The sequence below is a fragment of the Bifidobacterium aerophilum genome, assembly GCF_010667685.1.
Lineage (GTDB): Bacteria > Actinomycetota > Actinomycetes > Actinomycetales > Bifidobacteriaceae > Bifidobacterium > Bifidobacterium aerophilum.
Genome location: NZ_WHZW01000001.1, coordinates 132,812 through 147,869 on the forward strand (window position 1 = coordinate 132,812; position 15,058 = coordinate 147,869).

The following is a 15,058-nucleotide window of genomic DNA, read 5'->3' on the forward strand; positions in this document are numbered from 1 at the left end:
GGCATGCCCGCGCCCCTTACAGACAGACCGTGAGGGGCGCGGGCGGACGGGATCACTTCGCGGTGACGTTGAAGCCCTGCTCGGTGCCGTAGGTCTTCAGCTTGTCCTGGAACTTGGCGAGCGCGGACGAGATGTCGCCGCCCTCCTTCATCTGAGGAACCACGATGTCCTTGAAGTCGGAGTCCATCTGGTTGTTGTACGGCAGGATGGACCAGTTGGTGTTGATCTTCTCGGCGGCCTTGAAGTAGATCTCGTTGACCTTCTGGCCGAAGTACGCGTCGTCGACCTCGGCGTACTTGGAGTCGGACTGGAAGGACTTCGCGGCGCAGAACAGGGAGCCGCCGACGGTCTGGAAGGCGTCGATGGACTCGGGGTCGGAGTTGACCCAGTTGATGAAGGCCAGCGCGGCGGCCTGCTTCTCCTTGGTGTCGGCGGTGGTGGTGACGCTCAGCAGCGAGCCGCCGGCCTCACCGACCTGCACGTCGTCGGCCGAGGATCCCCAGCTCGGCGGCAGAGCCGCGGCGAGCTTGCCCTTGAGCTCCGGGTTGCCGGTGGCGAACAGGCCGCCACGCCAGGAGCCGTCGATCCAGGAGGCGTACTTGCCGTCTGCGAAGGCGCGGTTGAACTCGTCGGTGCCGGACGGCACGGCGGCGAGCACGCCCTCGTCGATGAGGCGCTGCGTGAACTCGGCGACCTTCTTGGACTTGTCGTTGGTGAGATTCAGCGTGATGTCCTTGAGGCCGTCGACCGTCCACGGGGTGGCGTCGGCGGCGTGCAGCATCTGGATGAACTGGCGGTTGCCGGAGGTGTCGATGAAGCCGAGGTACTTGGTCGGGTCGGCCTTGTGCAGCTTGATGCCGGCCTGCTCGTACTCGTCCCACGTGGTCGGGATCTCGATGCCGTACTGCTTGAGGATGTCGGTGCGGTACCATGCGGCGACCGGAGCCTGATCCTGCGGGATGCCGTACAGGCCGTCGCCGACGTGCACGTTCTTCCACGCGGCGTCGTTGTACAGCTTGCCGATGTTCTCGTCGATGCCGTCACCGGCGAGGTTGACGAGCGCGCCCTGCACCGCGTACTGCGGCAGCGCGTCGTACTCGAGCTGGATGATGTCCGGCAGGCCTTTCTTCGCCTTGATGGCGTTCTGGACCTTGGTGTAGTGGTCGGCGGACGCGCCGGTGGAGACGAAGTCGACCTTGATGTGCGGATACTTCTTCTCGAACGCCTCGACGCTGGGCTTCATGGTGTCGTACGACCATGCCCACATCGTGAGGTTGATGTCCTTGTCGCTTTTGAGGGCGGCCTCGACATCGGAGTAGCTCACGGCGGTCTTGGCGCCAGCCGCGCCGCCATTGCCGTTGCCCGAACCGCAGGCACCCAGCGTGAGAGCCATTGCCGCCGCGGAGGCCGCGGCCACGATTGCCTTCATCTTCGTTGACATGTGTTCTCCTTCACCTTTCCGGCTCGCCCCATCCTCGAAGTTCCCCGGAACCATCGGTCGTCTACTGCGACGGCCGCATGTTGTGTTGTCAGGAAGGTTTTCGCCTTTCCTGATGTTGACGTTAACACAAGGAGGATGTTAACGTCAACTTCCGCATGGTAAAGCCTTTGTTCTATACCGCTACAATCCAGTGTTTGCAGTCGAAACGCCGACAAAGAAAACGGCGCCGACGACGACTACGCCCGCGGCCGGTACGGCGCGGTGGTGCCACGCACGATCAGATCGGCGCCGACGAGCACATGTTCGGGCTTGTCCGAGCCGTTGATCCGGTCGAGCAGCAGCCGCACCAGCTCCTCGCCGGCCACGTCGTACCGCTGCCGCACGGTCGTCAGATCGTTGCCCGCATAGTATCCGCCGATCGAATCATCCACGCCGACCACACTCACATCCTCCGGCACACGCAGGCCGCGGTCGCGCAGCGCCTTGATCACGCCGACCGCCAACGTGTCGTTCGCGCAATACACCGCCGTGCAGGCCGGATCCTCCGCCAACTTAAGACCGGCGCGGTAGCCGTCGTCCGCCCACCATCCGGCATACTCGAACGCCGGCACCGCACAGCCGTGCTCGCGCAGCAGACGCGCCCACGCCTGGGCACGGTACTGAGCCGCACCGGAGCCGGCCATGCCGCCGACGTGATACACGGTCTTGTGCCCGAGCCCGAACAGGTGCTCGACCGCCAGCGCACTGATCAGGTTCTGGTCCATGTCGACTGACGACCAGTCGAGACTCGGGTTTGGCACCGCACCGACCGACACGACCGGCAGACCGGGGAACAGCTCGTCAAGCTCCGCGCAGATTGCGCCGCCGTTGTTGGCGATGATGCCGTCCACGTTCAGGCTGGCTACGAACGGCGATGTGGAGATGAGCGACTGATGGTCGCTGGTCTTGGCGGGCAGCAGGGTGAGACCGTATCCGCTGCGGGAAGCCGCGGCCATAGTGCTTTCCAGCATGAGCGCCGAACCCGCTGTTTCCAGTTTTTCGACCATGATGCCGATGATCTTGGTGCGGCCGGATCGCAGGGCGCGCGCCATGCGGCTCGGCCGGTAGCCAAGCTCGGTCATGGCGCGGGTCACGCGCTCGCGCATCTGCGGGCTGACCGAAGGGCTACCGTTGGCGACACGCGAGACGCTTTGCATCGAGACGCCGGCGAGTTTCGCCACGTCGCGGATCGAAACAGGCTTGCTTGCCGACTGCGGCTTCGCCTCGGCGACCGACGGCTTGCGCACATTCATATCGTTCATATCGACGCTGACGTCATCGTGTTCATCGGACATCATTCACACCTCATTTATGCTCGCATCACCACGACGATCCCAGCTTATCGCAGAATCACTAGGGTGTTAACGTCAACACATATAGGATGTCCGTTATCCGCCAACGCGCATGGAATCGCCGGCCATGGCAAGCCCGCAACAACGAAGCAGCTCATCGCCCTCCCCCGGATCACAGTCCAAGAAAACGACACCGTCTCGACATGCAAGGGATGACTCTCTCTCCTTGTTCGCATGTCATTTTTGGTTTAACAGAGCCTTTATACAATCGTTAGTTTCGCAAAACCTCAATCGTCGATCTATGGTCATGCAACGGCGATCAACACGCCCCGCACATATTCCGTCATTGCGTGAACGGCCGCAGATATGCCTCCACCTTGTTCAGAAAGTATCGTACGTTCGTGGAATAGTTCGGATAGGCAACGGCGAGCTGCTCCGCATCGCGCGCATACACCAATACGGCATTGTCATAGCCGGATTCACCGCTCATCATGCCATCGACATCGGGAATCTCGATGCACCGTTCCACCGCATCGTACCGGCGAAGAGCCTCTTCAAGCTCGTTCACGGGAAAAACATCGACGTCAAGATATTGGTTCTCCCTGGAAAGCTTCAGCAGAAACAGTTCGGATGACACTTCCGGGACGTCCGTGACGAACACGCTATCCACCGCGGCTCCGAGGTCGTCCAGCAATCCCCGTGTGCATTCAAGATCACGCAGCCGATGAACCAGCATGGCGCGGTCTCCCTCAAATCCGGGAACCTGCGGCGAACCTTCTTCCAGCGCAAATAGGCTGGACACGATCTTAAAGAAGCACAATCGCTGCTCATCATCACCGTTGGCGCCGGCTCGCACCGCGGGACTCTTATATTCGGTACCGTAGATTTCTCCCGCCGCTTCCACCGCAGTAGACCAGCAATGTTGCAGACGGGTCCTGATCTGCACCTCGACATGATACGAAGCCGAATCGGATACGACGTTGCACAATAGATGCCGGGACCTGTATCCGCTGTCCTGCGGCCGCGCAATATAGTCCTTATCGGCGGCCCCGTTCTTTAACGGCAGATTTGCCGCAAGCCATGTCGCCGCCTTCTCGGCCTGCCCGATTGATTCCACGATCAGACGACAACCGCCAATATCATCCAGTTCCCCGAGTTTGAAATGCGTATTCGGCCGCCGAAGCTTACGTACGATGGAAACCATACGTTTCATCCGAAACGTCGCCACAGACTGCGGTATGTTCCGAGAGCATTCCAGAACCTTGGCGAAACACCGCTCGGTCGGCTCGACATGCTGGGCACGCCACCGCTGCGCGATCACCATTTCACGAGAATACTCGGACGCGTCCTCGCACCGCGAGTTCGAACCGAGAATCCGACCAGCGGCGGTTGCCCTACTCCTGCTGACGCGCAGCATGCCGTTGTCTGAAGTCAGGCTCTACAATATAGCTTCCGGAAAGGAGGAGCACCATGGCAACCATCACCGATGTGGCCGCCTATATTCTTCACGAATATGGACCGATGACCACCATGAAACTACAGAAATTGGCGTTTTATGCACAGGCGGAATCGCTGTCTCGCCATGGGGCTCCATTGTTCGACGAGGATTTTCAAGCCTGGCGCGGTGGTCCGGTATGCACTGCACTGTATGCGAAGCACCGCGGCAAGTTCATCATCCGCGACGGAGAACTGCCCGTTATTCCCGGCATGCCAAATGGCGACGAACGAACCATCATCGATGCCGTGTGCTCCGTACTCGCCGCGCAGACCGGCAACCAGCTCAGCACCCGCACCCATAGCGAGGAACCTTGGCTCGTTGCCCGCAGCGGATTGCCCGCATCCGCATCGTGCAGCACGGTGATCAGCAAGAGCAGTATGGCGACTTACTACAAGGCCAATCCCGTCATACCGTCCGGTACCGTGTAAGGACCCGGCGGTCCATTGCAGAATATGGGCTGAGGCTGGCCGCCTGCGGGTGAACCAGAGGAAAGCCAGTGACCCTGTGTCATGATAGGGCCCGGCTTTCGCATCTTTCATTGCTTCCAACCTTTCTCAAGGAATGTCGTGGTGTGGGCGAACCAGAGGGCGATGCGCGTGCGCGGACTCGGACGGAAGGGTTCGCCCGGCAGACCGGGGTCGGGATCGCGCAGCCGACGAAGGCGCCTGACGCCGTGGATGAACATGGCGGCGAACGAGGCTTCGACGGCGAGCATGAGCAGTGCGGCGGGCAGGTTGCCGGACGGACCGCCGGCCAGTGCGTCGCCCCATGGGATCACGGCGTAGCGTCCCGAGGCGAGCCATGCGGCGACGCGTTCCATCACCTGAGTGCCGCAGGAGGCGATCCACGCGAGCGCGAACCCGCATTGCGGGCTTGCCCATGAGACGAGCAACGACGCCAGTCCGGCGATCGTGGCGAATCCCACGAACGGGCTGACCAGCAGGTTCGCCGGCACGGATGCGAGCGGCAGTTCCGGTTCCATGAGGATCTGTATCGGCAGCGTCAACGATTGCGCGGCGACGGTCATCGCCAACGGTTCCGCGACGAACCGCGGCAGCAACGCGCCCAGCCGTTCGCCGATCGGCCCGGAGAACAGCACGATGCCGAGCACGGCGGCGCATGACAGCGCGAATCCGTAGCTGCGGGCCATCGCCGGATCCGCCAGCACTACGCCGATCACCGTCCAGCTCAGCGCGCTCATCGACTGGCCCCGCCGCCCGACGAACATGGCCGCCGCGCCGAACAGGCCCATGACCAGCGCGCGCAATACCGAATCGGACGGGTACATGGTCGCAGCGAGCATCAGATAGGCTGCCGCCACGCAACCGGCGACGAACCGGCGCGGCAGCAGCAGTCTGGCACACAGGCGGCGGACAAGATCGGCAACGAGCAGGAAATGCCCGCCGGACACGGCCATGAGGTGCATGATGCCGGATCGGCGGAACTGGTCCTCGACCATGCCGGCATACGTGTCGTCGACGGTCGACGGCCGGATTGCCCCGGATACGGGACGCGTCGTGTCCTCCGTCGACAGGGCGACGCCGCCGACGACGTTGACGTGGTCCTGTCCGAGCACGCCGAGCGTCAGTCCCGGCACCAGTACGCGACCTTGGTCGGAAAGCCGCTCCGTGACGTCGAAGAACGATTGCCGCATATGCGCGATCGTCCGTGCGATGACGGTCGGTGCGCGGATGACGTCGACCGCGGACCGATCGCTGCCGACGCGTTCGGCGACGATCCACAACGGCCGCTTGCCGAACCGGGCTTCCTGCAACGTACCGCGCACACGGAGGGCCGCCCCGTCGGCGAGCGCCGCGCAATCGCGGCCGGAAGCGAACAGGCGCACCGGCATGACGGACGGCCGGATGACGGTACCGGTCGCCAATGATCGTAGCGCGGCGTCGGTCTGGCAGTCGGCGTCACGAAGGTCGGACACGGTCGCCGGCGTGGAGACGCGCAAGGTCGCGACTACGAAGGATTCGCCGGATTCCCGTACAAGACGGCTGGCGGGATCATGCCATTGCGTCAAGTCCGCCGACAAGGCGGCGATCGCGGACAGCAGCATGGCGATGACCAGTACCGTGATCGTCGGAGCCACGTCATGCAATCCCGTGGCGAATGCTTCCGGCCGAGCGCCTGCGCGAACGCCGTCCGTTCGACGACGTACCGGCCCGTCATGGTCACGCCGTCCGGCACGGCTCGCCACGGTCATGACGCCGATGCCGACCATGGCCGCAACGGCCACGATCAGGGCCAGCCGGTCACTTTCGCCCGTCATGAGCAGCATGAACGTCTGATGGGCGGCCAGACTTGCCATCCATACCATGAGCGCGACGGGAAGCATGCGACGGTCGCAGCTCCCCTGTTCGCGGCTCGCCTGCTCACGAATCCGCAAATCCCGCCGTTCCCGCCAATCCCACCGTTCCCGGTTTCCTTGCCGTGATGTCCGCCACACGCTCATCGCACCGTCACCCCGTCGCGGATCTTGGCAAGTGTTTTCGCGCCGATGCCCTTGACGTCGAGCAGCTGGTCGACGCTGGTGAACCGGCCGATCTGCCTTCGGTGCGCCAGTATGCGTTCGGCCGTGACCGGCCCTATGCCCTTGACGGTCTGCAGTTCCTCCGACGTCGCGGTGTTGAGATCGATTCGCCCATCGTCCGCAGGCGGATTCGTCTCGGCATCATTGTCATCGGCATAGTCGTCATCGCCGCCGCCATCAGTGTCATCGCCGCCGCGATCACCGGTACCATCGTCGGAATCCGCGCCTGATCGCTCACCTCTTCCTTCATCACCGTCAGTACCGTTCGTACCGTCACCGCCCCGGCCGTCGGCACCGGCAATCCCGGACTTGTCAAGCGTCACGGATGTCAACGTGTCGGCGTTCGCCGCGGTCAGTGCGGCATCGTACCGTATCGCCTGCCGCACGAGCATGGTCAGACTGGCGCTGAGCAATATGGTCAGCAGCAGGATCGCGCCGGCCGCATGCGTCGGCGTGAATGCGATCCGCGGCAGGTCGCGTCGCAACCGGTGTTCCTCATGCGCGGTATCCGATTGACGCACGCCGGACAGGTCGCCCAGCGACGACCGCATTCGCATATCGGAGGTACGTGAACCGGCCTGTGCTTCGGACCGGGCGGACGGCGGTGATGCCAGGTCCCGCGTACGGGGCCGCATCACGGCGGCCTGTGCCTCACCACAAGCAGGCGGAGGCGGCGGATGCAGCGCAATACCGCTTCCCCGCGTCCGTGGCTCAGACGGATTCCGACGCTCCAATGCGCCCAACCGCCGCGCGGCCGTCGCCCGGCCGCCGTCGGCCGTCGCCGCGCCGATCGTGCCAATATGCAAGGTGCCCATGCATCCACAGTGAGGGATGCATGGGCACCTTGTCCAGCCGAAACGGGTCATGTGGTCGAACGGTCGGCGGTTGTCCACAACGGGTTATCCACAACCCGTCACGACACCACGACCCTCGCAGGATCCGCAACACCCGCCATGCGTGCGATGGGCGAAATCACTCCGCAGGCACGATGGAGACGATCTTCGGGGCCTTGACGATCACCTTGCGCGGCGTCTTGCCGCCGAGACGGTCGGCGACGGCCTCAAGCGCCATCTTCTCAAGCTCGGCCGGGTCGATGTCCGGCGAGACCTCAAGCTTGGCGCGGATCTTGCCCTTGATCTGCACGACCGCGGTCACCGTGTCCTGGCCGACGTAGCGTTCGTCGGCGACCGGCCACGGCTCATGAGCGAGCGATTCCGCATGGCCAAGTCGGGCCCACAGCTCCTCGCAGATGTGCGGCGCGATCGGCGAGAGCATGAGGATCAGCGGCTCGACGGCGGCGCGCGGCACGGTGCCGAGCGAGGTCAGGTGGTTGTTGAGCACGATGAGCTTGGAGATCGCGGTGTTCGGGCGCATGCCCTCCATCTCCTCGGTCACCTCGGCGATCGTGTTGTTGAGGGCCTTGAGGGTCTTCGCGTCCAGGGCGTCCTCGGAAACGTGCACCTCGCCGGTGTTCTCGTCCACGACGTTGCGCCACAGGCGCTGCAGGAAGCGCATGCCGCCGACCACGTTGCGCGTGTTCCACGGACGGGAGTCGGCCAGCGGGCCCATGCTCATCTCGTACAGGCGGAACGTGTCCGCGCCGTAGTTCTCGTACATGTCGTCCGGCGTGATGATGTTCTTGAGGCTCTTGCCCATCTTGCCGAACTCACGGTTGACGTGCTCGCCGTGCCAGGTGAACGTCGGTTCGCCGTCGGCGCCGGCCGGCCCCTCCTCGACTTCGGCGGCCGGCACGTACTGGCCGCGGTCGTCGGTGTAGGCGAACGCCTGAATCATGCCCTGGTTGAACAACTTGTGGAACGGCTCGGCCGAATCCACGTAGCCGAGGTCGAAGAGCACCTTGTGCCAGAAGCGCGAGTACAGCAGGTGCAGCACGGCGTGCTCGACGCCGCCCACGTACAGGTCCACGCCGCCTTCCGGCCCCGAGTACTTGTTGTGGTTCGGGCCCATCCAGTAGTCGAACTCGTCCTTTTCGACCATGTGGGCCGTGTCGGTCGGGTCGATGTAGCGCATGTAGTACCAGCAGGAGCCTGCCCAGTTCGGCATGGTGTTCGTGTCACGGTAGTACGTCTTCTTGCCATCGCCCAGGTCGAGCTCGACCTTGACCCAGTCCTCGTTGCGGCTCAGCGGCGCCTCCGGGTTGGATTCGGCGTCCATCGGGTCGAAGGTGCGCGGCTGGTAGTCGGGCACGTCCGGCAGGTTGATCGGCAGCGCGGAGTCCGGCAGCAGGTGCGGGGTGCCGTCCTCGCCGTAGACGATCGGGAACGGTTCGCCCCAGTAACGCTGGCGGGAGAACAGCCAGTCGCGCAGACGATAGCTCACGGTGCCCTTGCCGACGCCGGCCTCCTCAAGCCACGCGTTGACCTTGGCGATCGCGTCGTCGACGCGCAGGCCGTTGAGCGAGAGCGCGTCGCCCTTGGCGAACGTCGCATCGACGGCGGAGTTGATGACGATGCCGTCGTGCGAGACGAACGGGGCCTTGCCCTCGTAGTTGGCGAGGTCGTCGCCGGATTCCGGCAGCGGCTGAACGGTGTAGATGACCGGCAGGCCGTACTTCGTCGCGAAGTCGTAGTCGCGCTGGTCGCCGCCCGGCACGGCCATGATCGCGCCGGTGCCGTAGTCCATGAGCACGTAGTCGGCGGTGAACAGCGGGAGCTTCACGCCGGTGATCGGGTTGGTGGCGTACAGGCCGGTGAACAGGCCGGTCTTCTCGCCGGCTTCCTCGACGCGGTCCTTCGCGGTCTTCGATTCGGCGGCCAGACGGTACGCCTTGACGCCTTCGGCCGGGGTCGCGTAGCCGCCCTTCCAGGATTCCGGGATGTCGGCCGGCCACTCGGCGGGCACGTAGTGCAGCAGGTCGTGCTCCGGGGAGACGACGGCGAACGTGGTGCCGAACAGGGTGTCGGGACGGGTGGTGTAGATCTCCATGTCCTTGTCGCCCTCGGCGGTGGCGACGGTGAAGTGCACGGACGCGCCGTGGCTCTCGCCGATCCAGTTGCGCTGCATGAGCTTGACCTTTTCCGGCCAGTCGATGCCGTCGAGGTCCTCGATCAGGCGGTGGCCGTACGCGGTGATGCGCATGGACCACTGACGCAGCTCGCGCTGGAACACCGGGAAGTTGCCGCGCTCGGACTTGCCTTCGGCGGTGACTTCCTCGTTGGCGAGCACGGTGCCCAGACCCGGGCACCAGTTGACCGGGGACTTGGAGATGTAGGCGAGACGGAAGTCGTTGAGGATGTCCTGCTGTTCGGCTTCGCTCAGATCGCCCCACGCGACCCCGTCGGATTCGTGGCCCGGAATGGCCTTCTCGCCGTTCTCGAACTTGGCGACGAGCTCGCTGATCGGACGGGCGGAACCCTGCGAGCCGCTCGGGTTCTTGGCGTCCGCGTCGTACCACGCGTCGTAGATGCGCGAGAAGATCCACTGCGTCCAGCGCACGTAGCCGGGGTCGATGGTCGCGAACGAGCGGCGGTTATCGAAAGACAGTCCCATGCGGTGCAGCTGGCGGCGCATATTGGCGATGTTCTGCTCGGTGGTGATGCGCGGGTGCTGGCCGGTCTGCACGGCGTACTGCTCGGCCGGCAGGCCGAAGGCGTCGTAGCCCATGGCATGCAGCACGTTCTCGCCCTTCATGCGGTGGTAGCGCGAGACCACGTCGGTGGCGAGGTAGCCGAGCGGGTGGCCGACGTGCAGGCCCTTGCCGGACGGGTACGGGAACATGTCCATCGCGAAGAAGGCCGGGCGGCCGTCCGCGTTGCGGCCCTTGCCGTCCTTGAGATCGCCGTTGACGTTGGCGGCCCAGAAGGTGCCTTCGTCGTCCCACTTCTTCTGCCACTTGGTTTCGATGTCCTGGGCGAGCGTCGCGTTGTAGCGGAACGACGGCTCGGCGGGGACTTCGGCCGCCTGAGCGGCGGTGTTCTTCTCATTAGCCATACGGTGCATTATTGCCATGCAACTGGACACTTGCGCGGTTTTCCGCGCTTTCCGGTCAACCCGTGATATGGGCGATATCCCGCGGCGAGGGAGCCTCCCGCGGCCGATACCCGAGCGGGGCGAGATCGGCGTCGACGAACCGTTGCCACGACCCGTCGTCGATCATGTCGCGCAATGCGTCTGCGATCCGTTCGGCGAGCTCGTCGCGGTCGTGCCGCACGGCGATGCCGTACCGCAGCGCGCCGTCCGAACCGTCGCCGTCGAGGGGTCCCGTCGAACCGTCGCCGTCCATCAGGCCATCGACGATGCGGTATCCGCCACGTCGGTCGAGCATCAGCCCGGGCAACGTCGCGTCGTCTCCGGCGATCGCGTCGACGGAACCGGCCATCAGCGCGGTCATGCACTGTCCGTACGTGTCGTACGCGCGCGTCGCCGCGCCGTCACGGTTCCCGATCATCGTCTGCACGGCCGTGCCGTTCACCGTGCAGACGGTCATGCGCGCGGACGGATCGGCATCGTCGTGCGTCAGCAGCGCGGGCCGCGTTTCGAGATACGGCCCGGCGAACGTCACCCCGCGCGAAGCCTCGTCGGTCATCGCATACCCGGCGACCACCATGTCGACGTCGCCGTCGTTCAGTGCCGCGGCGCGTTCGTTCGGTTTGAGCGGCACGAAGACGATCTGCTTGTCCGCGTAGCCGAGCGCGTTGGCCACATACGAGGCCACGTCGATGTCGAATCCGGAGTACGCGCCGTCATGCCGGTCCCCCAGGCCGGGCAGGTCGTCGGCGACGCCGATCGCGACCGTCGGCCCCTGCGGCAGTCCGGACGCGCCGGCGGTCGCGCCGACCGTCCCGGAAGCGCCCGATGACGAAGCGGCCGCGGATGTCGAAGACGGATCCGCGCCGCATCCGGCCAGCGGCGACGCGAGCAGCGCGACGGCGCACGCCGCAGCGGCCGCACGGCGAAGGCCGGTCACTTGAACATGCGCGAACGGGTGAGGAACCATGTCACCACGGCGGACAACGCGGCCGAGATCAGGATGATGGCGGCGAAGCCCCACGGCTTGTCGCTCAGCGGCATGCCGAGCATGCCTTCCTGGAAGTTCATGCCGTACATGGAGAAGATGAGCGTGGGCACCGACAGGGTGATCGAGATGATCGTGAAGATGCGCATCACGTTGTTCAGGTTGTTGGACACGATCGAGGCGAACGCGTCGGTCATGTTCGCAAGAACGCCGCTGTAGATGTTCGCCATCTCGATGGCCTGCTTGTTTTCGGTGATGACGTCGTCGAGCAGGTCCTCGTCGTCCGGGTATTTCTTGATGCGGCTCAGCGTGGTGAGCTTCTCCATCACGATTTCGTTCGATTTGAGCGACGTGGTGAAGTAGACCAAGGTCTTGCTCAGTTCCATGAGCATCACGATCTCGCGGTTCTGCATGGAATGGCGCAGCTTCAGTTCGAGCTTGTCGCTTTCGCGGTCGATGATGCGCAGGTAGCGCAGGTACATGGTCGCGTTGCGGTACAGGATCTGCAGGATGAACCGCGAGCGCATGAACGTGTTGAATCCGCGGATCGTGCCTTCCATGAACGGGTGGAGCACGGGCGTGTCCTGCATGCAGACGGTGATGATGAGGTTCTGCGTGACGATGATCGACAACGGGATGGTCTCGTACCAGTCGCGTCCGCCGCGTTCCTCGACGGTGGGGATGTCGACGATGACCATCGTGTAGTCGTCCTCGACGTCGACGCGCGAGCGTTCCTCGTCATCCAGGGGGGCGCGCAGGTCGGCCAGGTCGATGCCGGTTTCCTGGGCGATGGTGGCGAGTTCCACGTCGGTCGGTTCGCTCAGCGATATCCATGAACCGTTTTCGGGTTTCTGTATCTGCTCCACTTGGCCGTTGATGGTGCTGAAGATTCTCAACATGTCTCGTTCACCTGCCTCTCACCGCACATCGCGCCTTATGGGCGCCGAACAAACCGTGTCAAGGATAGTCCCTACGGTGCGACAGCGCTACCGCAGCCATTCGGGCCCGTTTTCCCAGTCGACGTGGCGGGCGATGGGGGCCGATTCGTTGAATGCCTCGAGCTGCCAGACGGGCCGGCCGGTCGCGACGCCGTTCATGTCGCGCAGGATCGACAGCCGGCTCCAGAACGCGTTGCGGATGCGTCCGAGGTTGTCGAGCGAGTTGACCTGCATGCCGATCAGCGTTTCGATCGTGGCGGCGATCCATGAGCCGTGGCCGACGACCATCAGCGTGGTCGGCTCGTCGGCGTACCGGTGGTCGTCGATGATGGCGCGCATCGCTTCGGCGCCGCGTCGTCCGGTCGCCTCGCGGCTTTCGACGCCGTAGGCGAGTTCGCCGCCTTCGTGCCGCCGCCATGAGGCGTACGCGTCCTCGTCGATGGCGCGGATCTGGTCGCGGGTCAGGCCTTCCCACTGGCCGAAGCTGCGTTCGCGCAGACGCGGGTCGACTTCGACCGTCAGTCCCAGCAGGTCGGCGAAGGCGTGCGCGGTCTGCTGCGCGCGAAACAGGTCGGAGGAGATGACGGCCATGCGACGGCGTGCGGCGGACGCGTTGCGGTATTCGTCGATGTCGCTGCGTTCGGCGGCGTCGGGTCCGGGCTGCGCGAGACGGTCGGGTTCGCGTGCGACGACGCCGATTTTCGCCCAGTAGTAGCATTGCGCGAGCGTGAGTCCGGCCATGTCGGCCTGCCATTGGCCGACGATGTCGAGCGGCACGTCGATCTGGCCCTGCAGCCGTCCTGCCTGATTGTATGCGGTCCGTCCGTGCCGCAGCATCACCACTTCGTCGATCATCGTCCGCTCCCGTCGTCTTCGGCACGTTCCTCCGCCATCATATCGGCAGGCTGGCATCTTGCGTCCCGCTCCCCTGCCGGACGGTCCGCGGACTATAGTGCTGGGTAGGAAACCCGATGGGAGGCGGCTCATGGATCTGCTCGTGGTGACCGGCAGCATGCCGTTGGCGTCCGCATTGGAGCGGTCATTGGAGACGGCCGGCCATCAGGTCACGGTCGCCACGTCCGTCGGCCAGTTGGACGATCTGTTCAAGGATTATCCGATGCTGCCGTTCGACGCCGTGATCGTGGATGATCTCGCCGGCGAGAACATGGTCGAGCGCTTGGCGCACAGGCTGGACGACGCGCGGCGCAGCGGCGAGGATCTCGGCGTGCGGCCGCGGATCGCGTTGCTGTCGACGCCGTCGGCGAAGCCGGCCGAAGCCAACGGAACCAATGTCGATGGATCCAACGATGCCGGCCCGTCGACGTTGGTTCCGGACGTCACGGTGGTCAAGCCGTTCGGCGACGCCGAACTGCTGTCCTACATATCCCTGCTGCAGCGTGGCGCGCGACACGAAGGCACGGCGACGGCCGACGATCCCGTTCTGCTGATCCACGGCGATCTGACGCTCGACACGCACGCCCAGCGCGCCTATTATCGCGGCACGGACCGTCCGATCGCGCTGTCGCCGCGCGAGTATTCGGCGTTGGAGGCGCTGGTGCGCGCGAACGGCGAGTTCCTGAGCTTCGATGACCTGTCCCGGATCGTGTTCGGCGACGGCGCGGGATTCGCCGACCAGCGCACGGTGATGGATACGACGCTGTATTCGCTGACGCGCAAGCTGCGTCGGCTTGGATTCTTCATCACCCAGCATGGTCACCAGTACCGAATCCGTTGACGGATGACGGGAGATCGAGAGCCGGTCATGGTCATGCATGTGGAGCATGGGTTCGGTCCTGTATGGAATGCCGAATCCCGGGTGTTGGTGCTCGGTTCGATGCCGAGCCCGAAATCGCGTGAGGCGGGGTTCTATTACATGCATCCGCGCAACCGGTTCTGGCCGGTGATGGCGGCGCTGTTCGCGAATCCCGCCGATCCGTCCGATGTTCCCGGCGACTCCCCCGTCTCCCGTGCGGCGTTCGCGTTGCGTCATCACGTCGCGTTGTGGGACGTGATCGCCTCGTGCGACATCGTCGGCGCGTCCGACGCGTCCATCCGCAACGCGGTGCCGAACGACATCGCGCCGATCCTGCGCGGTTCCGAGGTCGGCCTCGTCGTCGTCACCGGCGCGAAGGCAGGTCAGCTGTATCGTCGTCTCATCACGCCGACGCTCGACGCGGCCGGCATCGGCGTGCCGATGATTCAGCTGCCGTCCACCAGTCCGGCGAACGCGGCCATGCGGCTGGACGATCTCGTCGTGGCGTACGGCGACGCGTTCCGGCAGGCCGGCGTGCCGGTCAACGTCTGACCGGGCAGGATCACCGACCGCGTCGTTCATC

The 15,058-nt window shown here is 64.6% G+C and carries 12 protein-coding genes; 3 read left to right on the plus strand and 9 right to left on the minus strand.

Annotation, left to right across the window (positions count from 1 at the left end; all coding sequences use genetic code 11):
- Nucleotides 1–52: 52 nt before the first annotated feature.
- From GFD25_RS00485 to GFD25_RS00495, 3 genes are all read right to left on the minus strand, one after another.
- Nucleotides 53–1,441, minus strand: a complete 1,389-nt coding sequence (locus GFD25_RS00485; RefSeq protein WP_163228858.1) for an ABC transporter substrate-binding protein — start codon at nt 1,439–1,441, stop codon at nt 53–55.
- 236 nt (nt 1,442–1,677) lie between these two features.
- Nucleotides 1,678–2,742 (minus strand): LacI family DNA-binding transcriptional regulator, encoded by a 1,065-nt coding sequence (locus tag GFD25_RS00490; protein WP_163228860.1) that lies wholly within the window; start codon nt 2,740–2,742, stop codon nt 1,678–1,680.
- 373 nt (nt 2,743–3,115) lie between these two features.
- The gene (locus GFD25_RS00495; protein ID WP_163228862.1) at nt 3,116–4,096 is read right to left on the minus strand and encodes a RelA/SpoT domain-containing protein; all 981 of its coding nucleotides are present in this window, start codon (nt 4,094–4,096) and stop codon (nt 3,116–3,118) included.
- A 146-nt stretch (nt 4,097–4,242) separates the two neighbouring features.
- On the opposite strand from GFD25_RS00495, the gene GFD25_RS00500 reads away from it, so the two are divergent.
- Nucleotides 4,243–4,698 (plus strand): Panacea domain-containing protein, encoded by a 456-nt coding sequence (locus tag GFD25_RS00500; protein WP_163228864.1) that lies wholly within the window; start codon nt 4,243–4,245, stop codon nt 4,696–4,698.
- Between the two features lie 107 nt (nt 4,699–4,805).
- Here the strand turns inward: GFD25_RS00500 and GFD25_RS00505 are convergent, their stop codons facing one another.
- The 6 genes from GFD25_RS00505 to GFD25_RS00530 form a co-directional block, all read right to left on the minus strand.
- Nucleotides 4,806–6,587 carry a ComEC/Rec2 family competence protein gene (locus tag GFD25_RS00505; protein ID WP_163228870.1) on the minus strand — a complete coding sequence of 594 codons (1,782 nt, stop codon included), beginning with the start codon at nt 6,585–6,587 and terminating at the stop codon, nt 4,806–4,808.
- Nucleotides 6,588–6,727: 140 nt separating this feature from the next.
- Nucleotides 6,728–7,360, minus strand: coding sequence for a ComEA family DNA-binding protein (locus GFD25_RS00510; protein WP_163228872.1), 633 nt, complete (start codon nt 7,358–7,360; stop codon nt 6,728–6,730).
- Nucleotides 7,361–7,781: 421 nt separating this feature from the next.
- Nucleotides 7,782–10,769: a leucine--tRNA ligase gene (gene leuS / locus GFD25_RS00515; RefSeq protein ID WP_420837533.1), complete on the minus strand. Its 2,988-nt coding sequence runs from the start codon at nt 10,767–10,769 to the stop codon at nt 7,782–7,784.
- A gap of 46 nt (nt 10,770–10,815) precedes the next feature.
- Nucleotides 10,816–11,736: a transporter substrate-binding domain-containing protein gene (locus tag GFD25_RS00520; protein WP_163228876.1), complete on the minus strand. Its 921-nt coding sequence runs from the start codon at nt 11,734–11,736 to the stop codon at nt 10,816–10,818.
- Complete coding sequence (locus GFD25_RS00525; RefSeq protein ID WP_163228878.1) at nt 11,733–12,683, minus strand: magnesium transporter CorA family protein; 951 nt, start codon at nt 12,681–12,683, stop codon at nt 11,733–11,735. Before GFD25_RS00525 ends, GFD25_RS00520 begins: the two co-directional genes overlap by 4 nt.
- A gap of 87 nt (nt 12,684–12,770) precedes the next feature.
- Complete coding sequence (locus tag GFD25_RS00530) at nt 12,771–13,577, minus strand: histidine phosphatase family protein (RefSeq protein ID WP_163228880.1); 807 nt, start codon at nt 13,575–13,577, stop codon at nt 12,771–12,773.
- 130 nt (nt 13,578–13,707) lie between these two features.
- Here GFD25_RS00530 and GFD25_RS00535 point away from each other — a divergent pair, with 130 nt between their 5' ends.
- Entirely contained in the window at nt 13,708–14,457 is a 750-nt protein-coding gene (locus GFD25_RS00535; RefSeq protein WP_163228882.1) for a response regulator transcription factor, read from the plus strand.
- Nucleotides 14,458–14,484: 27 nt separating this feature from the next.
- Nucleotides 14,485–15,027, plus strand: coding sequence for a DNA-deoxyinosine glycosylase (locus GFD25_RS00540; RefSeq protein WP_163229035.1), 543 nt, complete (start codon nt 14,485–14,487; stop codon nt 15,025–15,027).
- The last annotated feature ends 31 nt before the right edge of the window (nt 15,028–15,058 follow it).

Bases quoted from the DNA above. Each gene is read 5' to 3' on its own strand.
- GFD25_RS00485 (WP_163228858.1), bottom strand. From the start codon at position 1,441: ATGTCAACGAAGATGAAGGCAATCGTGGCCGCGGCCTCCGCGGCGGCA.
- GFD25_RS00490 (WP_163228860.1), bottom strand. From the start codon at position 2,742: ATGAACGATATGAATGTGCGCAAGCCGTCGGTCGCCGAGGCGAAGCCG.
- GFD25_RS00495 (WP_163228862.1), bottom strand. From the start codon at position 4,096: ATGGTGATCGCGCAGCGGTGGCGTGCCCAGCATGTCGAGCCGACCGAG.
- GFD25_RS00500 (WP_163228864.1), top strand. From the start codon at position 4,243: ATGGCAACCATCACCGATGTGGCCGCCTATATTCTTCACGAATATGGA.
- GFD25_RS00505 (WP_163228870.1), bottom strand. From the start codon at position 6,587: ATGGCAAGTCTGGCCGCCCATCAGACGTTCATGCTGCTCATGACGGGC.
- GFD25_RS00510 (WP_163228872.1), bottom strand. From the start codon at position 7,360: ATGCGGTCGTCGCTGGGCGACCTGTCCGGCGTGCGTCAATCGGATACC.
- leuS (WP_420837533.1), bottom strand. From the start codon at position 10,769: ATGCACCGTATGGCTAATGAGAAGAACACCGCCGCTCAGGCGGCCGAA.
- GFD25_RS00525 (WP_163228878.1), bottom strand. From the start codon at position 12,683: ATGTTGAGAATCTTCAGCACCATCAACGGCCAAGTGGAGCAGATACAG.
- GFD25_RS00530 (WP_163228880.1), bottom strand. From the start codon at position 13,577: ATGATCGACGAAGTGGTGATGCTGCGGCACGGACGGACCGCATACAAT.
- GFD25_RS00535 (WP_163228882.1), top strand. From the start codon at position 13,708: ATGGATCTGCTCGTGGTGACCGGCAGCATGCCGTTGGCGTCCGCATTG.
- GFD25_RS00540 (WP_163229035.1), top strand. From the start codon at position 14,485: ATGGTCATGCATGTGGAGCATGGGTTCGGTCCTGTATGGAATGCCGAA.